We start from the raw sequence: 17,373 nt of genomic DNA, 5'->3' as shown, positions 1-17,373 counted from the left end.
CCGGTCTGCGGTCGCGTCCCGATCAGCGCGGGGTGACCGCGAGGTTCCGCCACTGCGCCTCGACCAGGTGCTCGCGCACCCCCACCGCGCCGCTCGTGGTGGTGCAGCTGCCGAAGTCCTTGCTCGCCTGGACGACCGTGCCGCCGGCGGACGGCGACGCCGTCGCCGTGACCACGCAGCCGACCACGGCGACGGTGATGTGCCACCACTCGCCTCGGCGGACGTCCCGTGGCAGCGGAGTCGTCGCCCCGGGGATCCACCTACCGGCGTCGTGCTGTCCGACGACGAGTGCGGTCCCGCTGATGCCGGCTGAGAACCCGCGGAGGTCGTCGACGCCGCTGCCGGGGTTGGTCACCCGGGTGATGAACCCCGCATCGATCGAACCGGTCGGTTCCCGCATGAGCCGGACGTCGCCGGTCAGGGTCAGGTCGCCCCACGAACGGTTCAGCACCTGCTTGTCGCCGACGCCCTGGTCGGCGGTGTTCGCGAGCGTCTCGGCCTGCTGGTCGAAGCTCCAGGAGCCGCCGTACGTGGCGGCCGCCGGGCCGTCGTTGAAGCTCGCGGTGCTGAACGTGGAGTTGTACGGCGTGGTGCTCACCGATGCCGCCGGTGCACCCGACGTCGCCGTGAAGAAGCGGTAGCCGGCCTTGCTGTCCTGGTTGCGGAGGCCGACCGCGCCGGCGGTCAGGCAGGTCGACGCCGGGTCGGTGAAGGTCGCGCGGGTCCAGGAGTTCGCACCGACCGTGGTCTGCCACGCGGTGACCGTGCAGCCCGACACCTGGACGACGAGGTGGTAGAACTGCCCGAGCGCGAGTGTGCCGGGGATCGACGTGCGCGCGAGCGACGGGGTGTAGGACCCGTTCCGCATCCGCCCGATGAACAACGAGTTGTCCGACAGGTCGACGGCGGCGTAGTACGCGTTCATGGCGTCCGTACCGGATGCCGGCGAGGTCACCCGGGCGAGGAGTCCGGCTTGTGTGCCCTCGTTCACCTGGACGTCGGCCTGCACCGTGTAGTCGGTCCACGCCGGGTTGCCGGTGACGGCCTTCGGGCCACCGGTCCCGCCGCACGTCTCGAGGAACTTGCCGTAGCCGAAGGTGGTCTGGGTCGACCAGCACCCGTTGTACGTCGTCCAGCCGGCCTGGCCGCCGGCGAAGCTGTCGCGCATCGGGAAGGTCGTGCGGTTGTAGCTCGGCGACGTCGTCACGGTGTCGGTCGGGTGCACGAAGGTCGCGGTGTAGGCGCCGTGCGTCGTGGGGACGTACCCGGCGACGATGACCCCGACGGCGAGCAGTGCGACGGCCAGCGACCGCCAGGGGCGCCTCACCGCACCGTTCCCGCCGGCGGAGCGGCTGTCTCGGCGTCCGTCAGCGGCACGTCGTTCCGTCCGACGAGGACCGCCACGACGATCGGGACCGCGCACACCAGCCCGAGGCCCGCCCAACCGAGGACCGACAGCTCGAGCTGCGATGCGACGTGGAAGACCCCGCCCGCACCGGGGGAGACACCGACCTCGGCGGTCTGTCCGCTGGTGAGGTGCGCTGAACCGCCCTCGGCGATCGATGCCCGGATGGGGAGCAGGCCGGTCGAGACGACGCGGGCGACGCCGCCGTCCGCCGTCGTCGACGTCGCGAGCAGCTGCACCGCCACGAACGGACGGAGGACCGCGCCGACCACCGCCACGGCGAGGGCCGCTCCGAGCAGCCGCGACGCGGAGCGGGCGTCACCCGGAGCGAGGAACCCCGTGCCGAACCAGACGAGTGCGACGGCCGCGACGATCCACGGCAGTCCGCGCGCCGCCCACCCTGCGCCGGGCAGGACGACGACCACGTGTCCGACCACGTCGGTCGGTGCGATGAGCCAGGCATCCGGCGCGGCGTTCACGTCACCGCGGGTCTGGATGCCCGCCGAGCCACGGCTGTCGATCCGGTGCGTGTAGAACTCGCTGCCGGCGTCGGGGCGGAAGGTGATGACGTCGCCCGTCCGCAGGTCGCCCACGACCGCGGGACGTGTGAGCACGAGGCTCCCGACGGGAGCAGCGGTGCCCATCGACGGCGTGCGCACGTCGAAGGCCCGGAGCCCGGACACCGCCGCGACGGCGATCCCCCCGACGGCGAGTGCCACCAGCAGGAAGAGCACCACGACCCGCGGCGGGACAGCCGTGCCGCGGGCCCGTCGCCGTCCCCGCGACGGCGCGTCGAGGGCCCCGCGACCGTCGATGACGACGGTCGCGGGCCTCTGGAGGCTGCTGGTGCTCATCGGCTGGTGACGCTCCGCGCTTGCTCGGGGTCCGCCCGGCTCAGGCGGTGAACGTCCACGTGAGAGGCTGCGAGAGCGACAACCCCGACGTGCTGTTCGCTGTGTCGGCCGGCAGGGTGACCGTGACGACGGCGCTGAGGACCTCGGTCGGAGCGGGCGGGTTCGGCACGACCGTCGTGGTGCCAGCGAGGGACTTCGGGGTCGTGCTGGCGGGCAGGACGTCGGCGTTGCGCCACTTCAGCGAGACGACCACCTTGTCGCACAGGTCCACGGAGCTGCTGGCCGGGCTGGTGGTGCAGGCGCCACCAGTCAGGGCGAACCGCTGCGGAGTCGTCGATCCGGTGTTCTTGAACGTCACGGTCGTCGACTTCGTGTCACCCGGGCTGAGCGTCTGTCCGCTGTAGAGGTTCGCGGTGCGGCAGGTCGCGGTGCCGGACGAGTCCGTGCCGCACGTGGTGTTCGACCCGTCCGCCGACGTCTCAGCGATGCTGATGGAGGCTGTGGAGACGGTGTTGTCCGGGTGGACGAAGCTCGCCGTGTAGGCCGAGAGCGTGCCCGAGAAGGACATGGACAGGGCGACCGCGGCGGCGACGCCAGCGCCGATCAGGAGCGGGCTGAAGCGCCGGCGACCGGCGCGGTTCGCGATGACGTGTCGGGACATGGCTGTGCTGTACCTCCGGGGGTCCGGTTCGGATCAGGGTCTGCCCGGCGCGCCAGGGATGCACGGGGGCAGCGCGAGGCCGCAGGAAGGGCGTCCGCGAACTGAGAAGTGTTCAGTCATTTGTGACTGTAGGGATGCTCAGAACCCTCGGAGTCCCCCAAAGCACGGGCAGACAGTTCCGTGCACCCCTCGGCCGAGGGTCGGAGCGTCGTCGGGGTCTCGCGTCAGCCCGCGGGCCACGACGCGTCGGCGAACAGGTCCTCGAGCTCCTGGACCAACCGCGAGGTGTGGAAACCGTCGGCCGCCGCGTGGTTGATCTGCAGCGCCATCGGCATCACCGTGCGGTCACCCTCCGTCCGGTACCTGCCGAGCGTGATGATCGGCAACAGGTGGTCGTACCCGTCGCGGACGTGCAGCGCGAACCCGGTGAACGACGTGCGGGGGAAGGTGGAGACGTCGAACACGTTCCGGGGCCGGTCGTCCTGCGGGAACATCCGGACGTCGTCCCGGTACCGATCCATCGTCTCGACCGCGGCGGCGTGGAACCGGCCGGGGTCCTCGTCGTAGGGCACCACCAACGCCGAGAAGGTCTCCGTGTCCGGGTGGAACACCGTGAACATCGGGTGCACGACGTCCCAGACGCCGGGGGAGCCGTCGTCGAGCAGTTGCATCCGGAACTCGGCGTGACGGTTGACCACGGTCGCGATCGCCCAGATCTGGGACGCGTAGGTCTTCGCCGCGCTCGTGCGGACCGCTGCGACGAAGGCCGTGACGTCGACGTCGACGGTCACCTCGTAGGTGCACTGCACACGCCGCCGGTAGTGCTCGAAGTGCTCGCGGCGGGGCCAGGTGTCCAGGTCGATCGGTCGGATCTCCGTCATGGCACCAGTCTGGTCGCGAGTGCGGCGTCGAGTGCTGCCCGCTCACCGTCGATCGTCAACGCGACCTCGACGAGCGCCCGTCGCTTCCACAGGAGGAGCAGCACGTCCTCCGCCCGACCGGTGACGATGACGGCGGCGTCGCCACCGTCCGTGCCGTCGAGCGAGGCCTCGCCGGGTGCGTCGGAGAACGCGAACGCGACGGTCCGCGCCAGCGCCGCGATGCGGCCGAGCCGCACCTGACGCGGGTACAGGTCACCGACGACCTCACGAACACCGTCGGTCGCCAGCTCGACCGGGAGGCCCGGCTCGACTCCCAGCGCCCGCTGCGCGTCCCACAGGTGGATCGCGGTCTCGTGCGCCTGGCGACGTGCCCAGGTCGCGGCCGTGTCCGGCGGGTAGATCGCCGAGCACGGAGTGTCCGAGGAGCGTGCCCGGAGCGCCGCGACGAGTTCGTCGGCTCCCGTGCGGAAGCGGTCCGCGAGGTCGTCGTGCGCGAGCGGTGCGGGCTCCGAACCGGTCAGCTGCCCGAGCGCCCACCGGTGCACGTCGGTCAGATGGACACCGAGGTCCTCGACGGACCAACCAGGGCACGACGGCACCGGTGCCGCGCGGTCGCCGGACCGCAGGACGTCGTCGAACCGTTGCGCTGCTCCGGCGAGGGCGGTGAGGTGGGTGTCGTACGTCGACATGGAGCCAGCATGGTCACGAGGTGCTCCCTAGGGTGGAGCCATGCCGACGCTCGAACGGGTTCCTTCCCTGACCGCCCCGGAACTGCTGGCCGCACCCGTCGCCGCAGCGCTCGCCGCGTTGCCCGCCGATGTCGCCGCACGGATCGAGGCAGCTCCGATCGACCCTGACCTGGCAGACACCGCCGCGTTCTCGGATGCGTACGGCTTCCCGCTCGACGGCGGGGCGAACTGCATCGTCGTCGCGGGCAAGCGCGGCGAGGACGTCCGGTTCGCCGCGTGCGTCGTGCTCGCCCACACCCGCCTCGACGTGAACCGTGTCGTCCGGAAGCTGCTCGACGTGCGGAAGGCGAGCTTCGCGCCGATGGACCAGGCCGTGGAGCTGACGGGCATGGAGTACGGCGGGATCACCCCGATCGGGCTCCCCTCCGACTGGCCGGTGTACGTCGATTCCCGTGTGCTCGATGCACCGAACGCGGTGATCGGGGCAGGCCGCCGCGGCGCGAAGGTGTTCCTGCCCGGCTCCGTCCTCGGAGCGCTGCCGGGTGTGCAGGTCGTCGAGGGCCTGGCGACCGAGGGGCTCGCGACCGAAGCCTGATCAGTCGTTCGGGCGGATGAGGCAGAACGGGTGCCCCGCCGGGTCGAGGTACACGCGGAACGTCGGGGTCGCCGAGCCCGTCGCGGTCGCACCGATCGCCAGGACCGCTGCCTCGCCGTCGTCGAGGTCCTCGACCTTCACGTCGAGGTGGCTCTGCTGCGGGACGAGCTGGCCGGGCCACTCCGGTGCGCGGTAGTCCTCGACCTGCTGGAACGCCAGGAGCGGACGCTGGTCGGTGAAGGGGAGCGCGACCTCGGCCCAGTCCTCGTCGAAGCCGACGATCTCGCCGCCGAGCAGCTCCGCGTAGAAGCGCGCCAGACCGCGAGGGTCTGCGCAGTCCAGGACGACCATGTCGAGTGTGCCGATCATGGCCGTCAGGCTAGACCGATCACGTCGATTTGTCCCCACCCTGCTCCGTTCTGACAGACATGTGATCATTGGCTGCGCCGATGAGCGCGATGAGACCATCCACCTCCGACTGAAGATGTTGTGGGAGTGGATCCAGCCACATCTTCGAAGCCGCGCGCGCAATCGCCACCTTGCTCGGTTCAACGCCAATACGAGAAGCCTTCAGCGGGTTCTCGTATCGTCCTGCCGATGTGGCCGGCGGATTACCCTTCTTTGGATGCGCTTTGCGGATGGCGGCGCTCAGTACGTGATGTGGCACGTAGTTCTCGATTGTGTATCCCCAAGTGACCCACCCGAAGCTTCGGCTCGGGTCTTCGCGAAGAGCGTCCAGTACTTGCTGTTTGCTTTCGTTCAGGTGGTCGCCGGGCGCATGTCGATCCGAATCGATAAGGACCGCTACGTACCTGTTCAGGCGACGAAGCGAAATGAAGTCTTCCACCTCGGGTTTGTCCAGAGGTGAGAGTGCGTTCAATAATCCCCCTCCGTAGAACATGATCGAGTAGTGAATGCCCTCGGCGAAATATTCCGGAGCAGTACGATCAATCCATGACTTCAAGTAAATGCGGTCGGACGGCCCCTCCACCCAGATGACTACATTCGCCTGGACGAGGTCGGATGGCCGGTAGCCGAGGTCCTCGCAGATGTTGGCGCGCCCGCTCGCTGAACCGACCGTGTCGACGGTCGAATTACCGGCCTCAACCGTCACATGAGAAATGGTACCGATGCCGACGTCGAGCATGTGGGCGGAGTGTGTTGCGATGAAGTAGGTATTCGTCGTCTCATTCGCGAGGTACTGCAAAAGCTTTCTCTGCAAGAGTGGATGAAGATGGACCTCGGGTTCTTCTATGCAAACGATCGATTCCTCGATCGTCGTCGCGGCTGCCGCTAAAATCACAACCTCGTGGATTCCCGTACCGAGGTGTTCGATGGGTAATGTGTGACCGTTCTGTGTGATGTGTATAGATTCCGCATTGTGCGGGATCTCAATTGTGAGGTCGTCGTCCTCGAGAACGGTTTGGACGAACCGCTCGATCGCGTGGAACCGGGCCTTGAGTCGGCGATCGGCAAATGCTGGGTGTTGCAGTTGGAGGAGACGACGAACGATGCCTGCTCCATTGAGCTCTTTTTCTGTATTGCTCTCGTTTGTGATAGCTCGTCCGCCGTCGATCATGAAGGACTCTGCCTTGCCGGTCATCCGATCGACCAGATCTGCGACGACGTTGCTCGCCGTTGCTCCGGCTTTGTCGCCGGTGAAGACGTCCAATTGGGCCGCGAGGATCGAGGTCAGATTGCCATCGCCAATTAGCCTGCCCAGTTCCTTCACGAGTGGGGTGGTTGCTGCGAGCCCCTGAGGCCCTCGGTTGTTCGGCAGCCATATAGAGTCTGCGGCATGGTCCGGTAGGAGAAGGGCGGACCGGATGTTCTCCGCGAAGCTTCTCAGGTGGGGTGCGAGAGAGCGGCGCTCGTCTCCGAGCTTCAGATTGTCGAAGCTCACGAGTAAGAGGTAGTCGTCTCGGTCGTCCTCCTCATCGCCGACCGCCCGGTTGGATGCACTGGATTTCGGTCCGTTGCCGAAGATGTTCATCACGACGCGGAGGGCATTCGACTTGCCGCTGTTGTTCTGACCAGCGATCAAGTTGACCTTGTCCATTGGTAGAATGGAAAAGCTCGGCCCGCGATAACTTCGGAAGTTTCGGAACGCGATTGCCTCGATGCCGTTCATCCGTTGATCATGGCACGCGGAAGTCGGCGCCGGAAGCGATCAGCGCGCTGCGGTCAGGGCCTTCGTGATCCGCTGCAACGACACCGTCTCAGCGGTGCCGAGTTCTTGCGCGAACAGGCTGAGGCGGAACTCCTCGAGCATCCACCGCGCGTGCACGAGCTCGGGGTGCGAACCGACTGCCGGAGGGAAGGCCCCGCCGGCGTCGACGTAGCGGTCGGTGGCGACGGTGACCTCGCGCATCCACGTGGCATCGCGCCCGGGGTTCTGCAGCAGCTTCTGCACGCGTGCCTCGATGCCCTGCAGGTACACCCGGATGCGCCGGAGCCGGTCGGTCCCGGCGACGGAGACGAACCCCGGGGAGACGAGACGCTCCATCTGCTGGCGCATGTCCGTCAGCGCACCGAGCAGGGACATCGAGTTCGCCTGCTTGAGTGCTCGTTCGGCGGACCGTTGGGCGAGGAGCACGGCAGCGAGCTCGGACACCGCCGTGAACATCGTGTCGACGACCGTCGCCGACACGGCGTCACGAACCGCTTCGAACGCGGCCTTCGTGAACACGAGCCCGTCCGGGTGAGCGCGACGGATCACCGCGTCGACGACGGCCGCGAGCACGTCGTCGAAGAGTGCGTTCGTGGAGGCGTACGGGCTCGCCGCGAGTGCGAGTTTCTCCTGCGCCGTCAGGTGCGACTGGATGTACGACACCGGCGACGGCACCGCGAGCATCACCAGGCGACGGACCCCGGCGGGCATGCGCACCTGCCGGTCGGACGGCGTCGCGAGCAACTGCACGCCGACGGTCGCCTTCGGACCGGAGCCCTCTTCCACCAGGGACGGGTACGCGCGGATGACGCCACCGGCCTGCTTGGTGTCGAGGGTCTGCGGCAGGTCCTGGGCCGGCCAGGTCGTCAGGCCGGACTGTTCCACCCCGGCACCGCCACCAGCGGCGGCGACGCGAGCCGCGCCTCCTGGCTGGCCCGCAGCCCGCACCGTGGCGGAGGCGACACTCTGCTGCGTGCGGTCCTTGAGCTTCGTCTGCAGGACCGACAGGTCCTTGCCGGCCTCGACCCGCCGACCACGTTCGTCGACGACCGCCCAGGTCGGCAGCAGGTGCGACGGCACGCGGGCCAGGTCGAAGTCGGACTCCGACACCGGCACGTAGGTCATGCGCTGGATCGCCTTGGCCAGGGTCGCGCGGAACGACTCGGTCGGCTCGGTCGGGGCGTCGTCCGGCAGTTCGGCGACGATCTTCTCGGCCCAGTCGGCGGCGGGTACGACGTTCTTGCGGATCTGCTTCGGCAGCGACTTGATGAGGGCGGTCACGAGCTCCTTGCGCAGGCCGCGGACCTGCCAGTCGAAGCCCTCTTCGCGCATGCGGGGGAGCAGTGCGAGCGGCACCTGCACGCTGACACCGTCGTCCTGCGCGCCCGGCTCGAAGCGGTACTGGATCGCGAGTCGCTGGTCGCCGCTCCGCCACTGGGTCGGGTACTCGACGTCGTCCTCCGCTGCCTCGGCAGCGGATTCGTCCAGGAGGTCCGCCCTGCGCATCGTGAGCAGGTCCGGCTGGTCGCGGCGCGTCGTCCGCCACCACCCCTCGAAGTCGCGGGTCGTCGCGATGTCGGCGGGGATGCGGGCGTCGTAGAACTCGTAGACGTTCTCGTCGTCGAGCAGGATGTCGCGCCGGCGCGTGCGCTCCTCGAGCTGCTCGAGTTCCTTGCGGAGCTTCCGGTTGGCACGGTCGAACGCCTGCTGCGACTCCCACTCGCCCTCGACCAGGGCGTGGCGGATGAAGAGCTCGCGCGAGTGCTCCGGGTCGATCCGGGCGTACTGCACGCGGCGCCGCTGCACGATCGGGACGCCGAACAGGGTCACCCGCTCGTAGGCGACGACCGCGCCCTGCTTCTTCTCCCAGTGCGGTTCGCCGTAGGTGCGCTTCAGCAGGTCACCGGCGAGGGGCTCGACCCAGGCGGGGTCGATCCGGCCGACGGTCCGTGCGAACAGTCGACTGGTCTCGACGAGTTCGGCCGCCATCACCGCGTCGGGCTGCTTCTTCGCGAGCACACTGCCCGGGAACACCACGAACCGGGTGTTCCGCGAGCCGAGGTAGTCGCGCTTCTCGCGGTCGCGCAGCCCGATCTGGCTGAGCAGACCGGCGAGCAGGGACCGGTGCACCGCGTCGCCGTCCTCGGAGCGGGACTGCCCCACGCGGACGTCGACCTGCTTCGCGGCGCGGGAGAGCTGGCGGTAGAGGTCCTGCCACTCGCGGATGCGCAGGTAGTTGAGGAACTCGGCCTTGCAGAGCCGGCGGAACGCGCTCGACGACAGCTCGTCCTGCTTGTCCTCGATGTAGTTCCACAGCGCGAGCAGGGTGAGGAAGTCGCTCGTCGGGTCGGCGAAGCGGGCGTGCATCTGGTCGGCGTGGGCGCGCTTCTCGAGCGGGCGTTCGCGGGGGTCCTGGATGCTCAGGGCACTGACGACGGCGACGACCTCGCGACCGACGCCCTGGCGCCCGGCCTCGAGCACCATCCGGCCGAGCCGCGGGTCGATCGGCAGCCGGGTGAGCTGTCGTCCGGACTTGGTGATTCGGCCGTCCTTGTCGACGGCACGGAGTTCGCGCAGCAGGTCCAGGCCGTCCTTCACGCCGCGGGAGTCCGGTGGCTGCAGGAACGGGAACGACTCGATGTCGCCGAACCCGAGCGAGATCATCTGCAGGATCACCGCGGCGAGGTTCGTCCGCAGGATCTCGGGGTCGGTGAACTCGTCGCGACGCTCGAAGTCGTCTTCGGAGTAGAGCCGGATCGCGATGCCGGCGCTCGTGCGGCCCGCTCGACCCGAACGCTGGTTGGCGCTGGCCTGCGAGATCGCCTCGATCGGCAGCCGCTGCACCTTGGCGCGCGGGGAGTACCGCGAGATGCGCGCGGTGCCGGTGTCGATGACGTACTTGATGCCGGGCACCGTCAGCGAGGTCTCGGCGACGTTGGTGGCGAGCACCACGCGTCGGCGGATCCCCGGCGTGGTGCGTCGGTCGAAGACGCGGTGCTGGTCGGCGGCGGAGAGCCGGCCGTACAGGGGCAGGACCTCGGTGCCCTGGTAGCGCTTGCCCTCGATCGCGTCCTGCGCGTCGCGGATCTCGTTCTCGCCGGACAGGAACACGAGCACGTCGCCGGGTTCTTCGCGCGCGAGTTCGTCGAGTGCGTCGGTGATCCCCTGCAGGGTGTCGCGATCGTCGGCGCCGTTCGCCCCGCCGCGGTCGGCCGTGCGCGAGTCGGTCTCGTCGTCCTCGTCGGTGTCGTCGGCGTCCTCGGACACGAGCGGGCGGTACCGGATCTCGACGGGGTAGGTCCGCCCGGAGACCTCGATGATCGGGGCGTCGCCGAAGTGCTTCGAGAAGGACTCGGGGTCGATCGTCGCGCTCGTGATGATCAGCTTGAGGTCAGGGCGCCGCACCAGGAGCCGCTTGAGGTAGCCGAGCAGGAAGTCGATCGTGAGCGACCGCTCGTGCGCCTCGTCGATGATGATCGTGTCGTACCGCTTCAGGTCGCGGTCGAAGTGGATCTCGTTCAGCAGGATGCCGTCGGTCATCAGCTTGATGCGGGTGTTCGACGACACCTTGTCGGTGAACCGGACCTGGTAGCCGACCAGGTCGCCGAGGTCGCTGCCGAGCTCTTCGGACACGCGCTCGGCGATGGTGCGAGCGGCGATCCGGCGGGGCTGGGTGTGTCCGATGTGCTCACGCCCGAGCTCGAGGCAGATCTTCGGCAGCTGGGTGGTCTTGCCCGAGCCGGTGGCACCCGCGACGATGACGACCTGGTTGTCACGGATGGCAGCCGCGATGTCGTCCCGCCGCTGCGAGACCGGCAGTTCGGGCGGGTACGTGATGACTGGCGGCGTGGGAGACATGAGCATTCCAGGATACCGTCACGCCGCCGGTGCTGCGAGCCCGGCGGCCAGGTCTCCTGCGGACCGAGCGGGCAGGGCGCACACGCGGTCGTGGCAGACGTACGCAGCCGGGTCGAGGGCGTCCCGTGCCTCGAACAGTTCGAACCCCGCAGCTGACCACTCCGCAGCCTGCGTCGGGGTCACACGAGCGATGACCGTGCCGGGTCGGCGCGCGGCGCGGACGGCATCGCGGAGTGGGTCGTGCGGGTCCGACGTCACGACCACGACCTCGCGCGAGGGCCGTTGCAAGCCGAGTGCGACACCGAGGGCGTCGGCGTGCCCGAGCGGTCGCTCGGTACCCGTCGTCGCGCGGTCAGCCACCAACCGCGCGGCCGCCGTCCGGTACGCGGAGTCGCCGGTCAGCGCCGCGAGGCCGGCTGCCGCTGCGGCCAGCGCCACCGTGCCGGAGCGCATCGCGGTCTGCGGCTGTTCCCCGGTTGCCGTGCCCGCTCCGGCGAGCACGGCGTCGACGTCGAACCGGTTCGCCAGGCCGTCGTCGACCAGGGCACGAGCCGTCACGGCGTAGGTGACCTCGCCGGTCACCAGGGCGAGCTCGAGCAGACCCTCGGCCAGCAGCCCGACGTCCTCGATGGTCGCCGGTGCTGCTGACGCGCCGCGAGGCGTGCTCGAGCGAACCACGACGTGCCCTTCACGCACGTGCGACCGCAGCAGCGCATCGGCCGCATCCCGGGCGATGCCGATCATCTCGGGGTCGTCGTGGCGGTCACCGGCGATCGCGAGTCCGCGGATCGCCAGGCCGTTCCAGCCGGTCAGGACCTGGTCGTCGAGTGGTGGCGGGTCGAGGAGCACGCGCTCGGACAGCGGCCGTCGGTACCACTCGCCCTCCACCCGCTGGCCGTCGATCGTGGACTCGCTGTCCTGCGCGGCGACGAACGCTCCGTCGTCCTGCCGCAGGGTGTCGCGCAGGAAGTCCGCGATGCCGCGCGCCTGTTCGGCGCCGGCGACCGCGAGGAGTCCGGCGTTGTCGTAGAGCATCCGCTCGTAGTGCGGCACACTCCAGTCGCGCTTGGTGGCGTACCGGAAGACACCGCCGTCGGCATCGGTCAGCTCGGAGGCCCGGATCGCGTGGAGCGACCGGTCCAGCAGACCGTCGGCCTCGGCATCGCCGTCGCGTGCCGCGTCGGCGAGGAACTCCAGCAGCGGCGTGCTCGGGAACTTCGGAGCGCCGCCGAAACCACCGTAGGTGGTGTCCTCTGCCTGCGACAGCTGACCGGTGACGGCCCGGATGTTGTCGACGGACGGGAGGCGCGGGTCGGCTCCGTCAGCACCGTCGGCCGCGCGGGCGGTCGCGTCCACCTCGGCCCCCTGCCGGATCGCCGTCGCGATGGCCGCGGCGTTCGCGTCGACCTCGTGCCGCCGCTCGGTCCACGCGTCGAGCACCGCCGCCAGGATCTGCCGGAACGCGGGCACCTGACCGACCGGGGTCGGCGGGAAGTAGGTGCCGGCGAAGAACACGTGGCCCTCGGGCGTCAGGAACGTCGTCAGGGGCCACCCGAGCTGCTGCGTGAACGCGCTCGCGGCGGCCATCAGGCTGGCGTCGACGTCGGGACGTTCTTCGCGGTCGACCTTGACGGCGACGAAGTCCTGGCGGAGCAGTGAACCGATCTCCGGGTCGGCGAAGCTCTCACGCGCCATGACGTGGCACCAGTGGCACGTGGCGTAGCCGACCGACACCAGGACCGGGACGCCGCGCTCACGTGCCTCGGCGAAGGCTTCGGGGCCCCACTCGTGCCAGTCCACGGGGTTACCGGCGTGCAGCCGGAGGTACGGGCTGACCGAGGTGCCGAGTCGGTTGTCGTTCATGACTCCAGCGTGCCCCGTGGCGACTGAGCGGGCCAGCGACGGACGCGATCTGTGGACGGATCGCGGAGTCCACAGGCCGCAGCGGGACGGTCAGCGGGTGAGCCACCCCGTCAACGCGGCGAGGCGCTGCGCGACCTGGGCGGGGGTGAGATCGTCGGTGTCCACCCGGGTGACCGTGTCCCCGGAAGCCGAGTCGAGCCTCCCGGCCGTTCGCGTGCTGTGCGCGAGCTGCGCCTGCGGGACCTTGCCACCTGCCCGCCGAGCGAGGCGCTCGGCGGTGGGACCGTCCGCCGCGCGCAGCAGGACCGTCGTGACCACGGGGTCGTCGCCCATGGCGGCCGCCAGACGCTCGTGTTCGAGCACGGAAACGGTGTTCGTGTAGACCAGCCGGTGGTGGCCGAGCTCGCGGTAGGACGTCCACAGGGCGGCGAGGTTCCGTTCCGCGAGCCGCGCCTCGGGGTGCTCGACGTGCGGTGCCGGGTGCGCCAGGTCGAGCAGGTCGCCCTCGATCACCGCGTGGCGGACGTCCGCAGCGACGAGCAAGTCGTGCAGTGCCTCGGCCGCGGTGGACTTGCCGACACCGGACCGACCGCCGATGAACAGGACCTCGGAGCGGGACGTGCTCGGCGCCGTCACCCGAGGCCCAGCGACAGGAGCGCGAGGGCAGCGTCCTCGGGGCCGTAGTCGAACATGCGCTCCCAGAACGGGTCGTCAGCCCACGGCACGTCGCCGTCCGCCGGTGTGGACTGCGCCGTCTCCACCAACCAGTCGAGTTCGGGCAGGACCGCGGTCGCGAAGGTCGGCGGCTGCCACCCGAGCGCCCGTGCCGCCGTCGTGTCGAGGACGAACGGTGACGGCGACGACCACGGGGTCGTGCCGACGAAGGCAGGGGCGTCCGCGTCGAGCAGGACCTCGTCGAACCGGTGGTCGAGGTGCCCAGCGATCGTCCGCACGATCTCGAGCGCCGTCGGAGCGGAGTCATCGGCGACGTTGAGGATGCGCCGGTCCGGAGCGTCCGCGACCAGTCGGACGAGCGAGCCGATGCCGCTCGCCGCCGTCGTGTGGTCCACACCGCGGCCGTGGTCGGCGAGCAGGATCCGTTCGCGGCCGTCGAGGACCCGGCGGACCACGAACCACTCACGCGGACGGCCGATGCCGACGCCGTACACCTTCGACGGGCGCAGCACCGTGACCGGGGCGCCGTGGTCGAGCAGCACCTGCTCGGACGCCACCTTCGCCGCGCCGTAGCCGTCACGGCTGGTCGGGTCGCCGTCGCCCGCCGTGACGGTCGGTTGGATCTCGGTGACCGCGGCGCCGAAGACCGGCTTGTCCGTCGAGTTCGCGTGCCGGCCCTGGTCGTCGACGTAGACCGCACGCGAGGAGACGAAGACGCTGGAACCGACGTCGTCGAGGAACGGCAGGAGCTGCGTCGCGTCGTCGCGGGTCAGCCCCACGGTGTCGACGAGCAGGTCCGCGCCGGGGCGGAGGAGGTCGCGCAGGGTGCTCGTGTCGCGGCGGTCACCCGCGGTGAAGGTCGCGCCGCGGGCGGTGAGGGAATCGGCTGCCGGGCCTCCGCGGCGGGCGAGGACGTCGACCTGCCAGTCGTCGCCGCCCCGCCCGGAGGCGTCGAGGAGTTCACGCGCGACGGCCGAACCGATCCCGCCGGTACCGCCGACGATGACCGCGCGTCTGGAGCTCATGCGCCAACGCTAGCCGGGACGCGCGTCGTCGTCAGGACGCCAGGGCCTCGGGCTCGTGCCGCCACCAGTCCAGCAGCGAGCCGTCGTACACGGTCACCTTGTCGTGGCCGAGCACGGTCAGCGCCAGGGCATCGACGCACGCGGCGCTACCGACCCCGCAGTACGTCACGATCTCGTCCTCGCCGACGACCGCGGCGAACGCCTCGGCGAGCTTCGGCCCGCGCAGGTACGCGTTGGTGTCCGGGTCGACCAGGGTGTCCACGGTGATCGGGGTGCTCCCCGGGATGATCGGCGGGTGGTCGTCGCCGAGGGCCGCTGCGGGCGCCGCGAACACCAGTGCCGCGGGCTGTTCGCCCGTCACTGCTCGGCGGACACGGGCGTGGTCGGCCCAGAGCGGGCGTTCTTCACCGGCGAGGAAGGCGCTGTCGTCGTCGGGCGCCTTCGCCGGCGATGGTGCCTGGCGCAGTGCACCGACGCGGACCGGTCGGCCCTCGTCGCGCCACTTCGTGAACCCGCCGTCGAGGACCGCGACCGAGTCGAAGCCGAACGACCGGAAGATCCACCACAGCCGCGCCGACCACTCGCCGACGCTGTCGTCGTAGACCACGACCGTCGAGGTGTTCGTGACGCCGAGGTCGCCAGCAGCTGCTTCGAACCGCTCGGCACTCGGGCGGGTGAAGGGCACCTCGGCGCCCGGCGTGGAGAACGCGTCGACGAGGTCGGCGAAGCGGGCACCGGGGACGTGCCCGCGCTGCTCGTAGGAGTCGACCGCGGAGTGCCACATCGTCTCGAGGCCGGTCCCCACCGTGTGCACGGAGGCGTCGAGGACGACGAGCTCGTCACCACCGAGGTGGTCGGCGAGCCACTGCGTCGACACGAGCGGCGAGGTCAGGACGGGGGCCATGCCGCACACGATAATGCGGACCACTGACGGGTGACAGGGAAACCGACACACTGCGCAACCGGGGCGCGTGTGGTGGCTTGTGCGTCGACTCGGAACGACAAGGTGGTCGTCGTACGACATCGCGATCGTCGTTCCGAGTCGGCAGCCCCGCCCACCCCGCCCCACACACACGCACGAACGGCCCGCCCCGGCAGAACCAGGACGGGCCGTTCGGACGAGCTGACGCGTCAGTGTGCGGCGGCGGGGATGCTCCCGGTCGTCGTGGACGCGGCGTGTGCGAGTCGGTCGAGCCGCACCGACTGCCGGTTGATGAGCAGACCACCCGCCAGGGCGACGAGCACGAGCACACCGGCCGAGATGCCGAACGCCACGTGGTAGCCGTCGAGCGTGGCCTGCGCCTGCTGCAGCTTCGTGGGCGCCGCCGACAGCCCGGTCAGGCTGTTCTTCACGACGTCGGCGAAGATCGTCGACAGCAGCGCCGTGCCGATCGAGCCACCGATCTGCTGCATGGTGTTGACCGTCGCCGAGGCCACACCGGCGTCGGCTCGGGCCACTCCGGTGGTCGCGGTGTTCATCGCGGACGAGAAGATCGTGCCCATGCCGAGCCCGATGACGATCAGCGCCGGCAGGACGGTGCCCGCGTAGGAGCTGTCCAGGTCGGTGCGCAGCAGCAGGAGCAGGCCGATCGCGGCGACGAGGCCACCGGCGAAGATCAGGATCTTCGGGCCGATGCGGGGCAGCAGTCGCCCACCGATCTGCGTCGCCGAGATCATGATCGACAGCGGCATCGGCAGGAAGGCCAGACCGGTCTGCAGCGAGCTGAACCCGAGGGTCTGCTCGAGGTAGTAGGTCAGGAACAGGAAGATGCCGAACATGCCGATCGCCACCAGGCCGATCGCGATGAACGACCCGCCGCGGTCACGGTCGAGCACGACCCGCAGGGGCAGCAGCGGGTGCGCCACACGGGTCTCGATGAACACGAACGCGGCGATCAGGACGACGCCACCGGCGAGCATCGCGATGGTGACGGGGGAGTCCCAGCCGTTGGTCTCGGCGTTCGAGAACCCGTAGACGACACCGACCAGACCGGCGGTGATGGTGATGACGCCGGCGACGTCGATGCGCGGGCGATCGACCTTCGGCGGCTTCTCCATGAACACGAGCGCGCCGATCACGCCGAGCACGGCGAAGACGACGTTGACGTAGAGGCACCAGCGCCACGACGCGTACTCGGTGAGCACGCCGCCCAGGAGCAGGCCGATGGCCGCACCGGAACCGGCGATCGAGCCGAAGATGCCGAACGCACGACCGCGCTCCTTCGGGTCGCGGAACGTGGTGGTCAGCATGCCGAGCGCGGACGGTGCGAGCAGGGCGCCGAAGACACCCTGCAGGGCGCGGGCCGCGACGAGCAGGCCGAACGAGTCGGCGAGGCCGCCGAGCACCGACGCGACCGCGAAGCCGACCAGGCCGATGATGAAGGTGTTCTTGCGGCCGAACAGGTCGCCGAGGCGCCCGCCGAGCAGCAGGAGCGAGCCGAACGCCAGCGAGTACGCGGTGACGATCCACTGGCGCTGGTCGGTGCCGAACCCCAGGTCGGCCTGGGCCGAGGGGAGCGCGATGTTCACGATCGTGGCGTCGAGCACGACCATCAGCTGGGCGAGGGCGATGACCGCCAGGGCGATCCAGCGGTGGTTGCTCTTGGCGGGGGTGGTGCCAGAAGTCGTGGGTGCTGCCCCGGTGGGGGTCGGCACGGTGTGTTCTGCCGTCACGGCAGCCTCCTTCGAGAAGGTTGG

The 17,373-nt window shown here is 69.8% G+C and carries 14 protein-coding genes; 1 reads left to right on the top strand and 13 read right to left on the bottom strand.

Features of this window, described 5'->3' with window-relative positions:
* Positions 1–22 precede the first annotated feature (22 nt).
* From M4960_RS06680 to M4960_RS06660, 5 genes are all read right to left on the bottom strand, one after another.
* Entirely contained in the window at positions 23–1,327 is a 1,305-nt protein-coding gene (locus M4960_RS06680) for a hypothetical protein (RefSeq protein WP_248703815.1), read from the bottom strand.
* Positions 1,324–2,259, bottom strand: coding sequence for a signal peptidase I (locus M4960_RS06675; protein WP_248703814.1), 936 nt, complete (start codon positions 2,257–2,259; stop codon positions 1,324–1,326). The genes M4960_RS06680 and M4960_RS06675 overlap by 4 nt, the downstream gene beginning before the upstream one ends.
* Before the next feature lie 40 nt (positions 2,260–2,299).
* The gene (locus M4960_RS06670; protein ID WP_248703813.1) at positions 2,300–2,920 is read right to left on the bottom strand and encodes a hypothetical protein; all 621 of its coding nucleotides are present in this window, start codon (positions 2,918–2,920) and stop codon (positions 2,300–2,302) included.
* 224 nt (positions 2,921–3,144) lie between these two features.
* Complete coding sequence (locus M4960_RS06665; RefSeq protein ID WP_248703812.1) at positions 3,145–3,801, bottom strand: CatA-like O-acetyltransferase; 657 nt, start codon at positions 3,799–3,801, stop codon at positions 3,145–3,147.
* Positions 3,798–4,490 carry a maleylpyruvate isomerase family mycothiol-dependent enzyme gene (locus tag M4960_RS06660; RefSeq protein WP_132099849.1) on the bottom strand — a complete coding sequence of 231 codons (693 nt, stop codon included), beginning with the start codon at positions 4,488–4,490 and terminating at the stop codon, positions 3,798–3,800. The genes M4960_RS06665 and M4960_RS06660 overlap by 4 nt, the downstream gene beginning before the upstream one ends.
* A gap of 40 nt (positions 4,491–4,530) precedes the next feature.
* On the opposite strand from M4960_RS06660, the gene M4960_RS06655 reads away from it, so the two are divergent.
* The gene (locus tag M4960_RS06655) at positions 4,531–5,085 is read left to right on the top strand and encodes a YbaK/EbsC family protein (protein ID WP_248703811.1); all 555 of its coding nucleotides are present in this window, start codon (positions 4,531–4,533) and stop codon (positions 5,083–5,085) included.
* On the opposite strand, the gene M4960_RS06650 is transcribed toward M4960_RS06655, so the two are convergent.
* The 8 genes from M4960_RS06650 to M4960_RS06615 form a co-directional block, all read right to left on the bottom strand.
* The gene (locus M4960_RS06650) at positions 5,086–5,454 is read right to left on the bottom strand and encodes a VOC family protein (protein WP_123292292.1); all 369 of its coding nucleotides are present in this window, start codon (positions 5,452–5,454) and stop codon (positions 5,086–5,088) included.
* Between the two features lie 19 nt (positions 5,455–5,473).
* Positions 5,474–7,216 (bottom strand): ATP-dependent endonuclease, encoded by a 1,743-nt coding sequence (locus tag M4960_RS06645; RefSeq protein ID WP_123338552.1) that lies wholly within the window; start codon positions 7,214–7,216, stop codon positions 5,474–5,476.
* Positions 7,217–7,255: 39 nt separating this feature from the next.
* Complete coding sequence (gene hrpA, locus M4960_RS06640; protein ID WP_248703810.1) at positions 7,256–11,113, bottom strand: ATP-dependent RNA helicase HrpA; 3,858 nt, start codon at positions 11,111–11,113, stop codon at positions 7,256–7,258.
* 18 nt (positions 11,114–11,131) lie between these two features.
* Positions 11,132–12,976, bottom strand: coding sequence for a thioredoxin domain-containing protein (locus M4960_RS06635; protein ID WP_248703809.1), 1,845 nt, complete (start codon positions 12,974–12,976; stop codon positions 11,132–11,134).
* Between the two features lie 90 nt (positions 12,977–13,066).
* A complete protein-coding gene (locus M4960_RS06630; RefSeq protein ID WP_248703808.1) occupies positions 13,067–13,612 on the bottom strand; it encodes an AAA family ATPase in 546 nt (181 codons plus the stop codon).
* Entirely contained in the window at positions 13,609–14,676 is a 1,068-nt protein-coding gene (locus M4960_RS06625; protein ID WP_248703807.1) for an NAD(P)-dependent oxidoreductase, read from the bottom strand. Before M4960_RS06625 ends, M4960_RS06630 begins: the two co-directional genes overlap by 4 nt.
* A gap of 31 nt (positions 14,677–14,707) precedes the next feature.
* Positions 14,708–15,580 carry a sulfurtransferase gene (locus M4960_RS06620; protein WP_159573772.1) on the bottom strand — a complete coding sequence of 291 codons (873 nt, stop codon included), beginning with the start codon at positions 15,578–15,580 and terminating at the stop codon, positions 14,708–14,710.
* Positions 15,581–15,807: 227 nt separating this feature from the next.
* The gene (locus M4960_RS06615; protein ID WP_123291813.1) at positions 15,808–17,349 is read right to left on the bottom strand and encodes an MFS transporter; all 1,542 of its coding nucleotides are present in this window, start codon (positions 17,347–17,349) and stop codon (positions 15,808–15,810) included.
* Positions 17,350–17,373: the final 24 nt, after the last annotated feature.

Source organism: Curtobacterium sp. MWU13-2055 (assembly GCF_023242305.1).
Taxonomy (GTDB): domain Bacteria; phylum Actinomycetota; class Actinomycetes; order Actinomycetales; family Microbacteriaceae; genus Curtobacterium.
This window is presented reverse-complemented; position numbering and strand designations above follow the sequence as displayed.

Excerpts from the sequence above, each read along its gene's own strand:
- M4960_RS06675 (WP_248703814.1), bottom strand. The coding sequence starts at position 2,259 with ATGAGCACCAGCAGCCTCCAGAGGCCCGCGACCGTCGTCATCGACGGT.
- M4960_RS06670 (WP_248703813.1), bottom strand. The coding sequence starts at position 2,920 with ATGTCCCGACACGTCATCGCGAACCGCGCCGGTCGCCGGCGCTTCAGC.
- M4960_RS06665 (WP_248703812.1), bottom strand. The coding sequence starts at position 3,801 with ATGACGGAGATCCGACCGATCGACCTGGACACCTGGCCCCGCCGCGAG.
- M4960_RS06660 (WP_132099849.1), bottom strand. The coding sequence starts at position 4,490 with ATGTCGACGTACGACACCCACCTCACCGCCCTCGCCGGAGCAGCGCAA.
- M4960_RS06655 (WP_248703811.1), top strand. The coding sequence starts at position 4,531 with ATGCCGACGCTCGAACGGGTTCCTTCCCTGACCGCCCCGGAACTGCTG.
- M4960_RS06650 (WP_123292292.1), bottom strand. The coding sequence starts at position 5,454 with ATGATCGGCACACTCGACATGGTCGTCCTGGACTGCGCAGACCCTCGC.
- M4960_RS06645 (WP_123338552.1), bottom strand. The coding sequence starts at position 7,216 with ATGAACGGCATCGAGGCAATCGCGTTCCGAAACTTCCGAAGTTATCGC.
- hrpA (WP_248703810.1), bottom strand. The coding sequence starts at position 11,113 with ATGTCTCCCACGCCGCCAGTCATCACGTACCCGCCCGAACTGCCGGTC.
- M4960_RS06635 (WP_248703809.1), bottom strand. The coding sequence starts at position 12,976 with ATGAACGACAACCGACTCGGCACCTCGGTCAGCCCGTACCTCCGGCTG.
- M4960_RS06625 (WP_248703807.1), bottom strand. The coding sequence starts at position 14,676 with ATGAGCTCCAGACGCGCGGTCATCGTCGGCGGTACCGGCGGGATCGGT.
- M4960_RS06620 (WP_159573772.1), bottom strand. The coding sequence starts at position 15,580 with ATGGCCCCCGTCCTGACCTCGCCGCTCGTGTCGACGCAGTGGCTCGCC.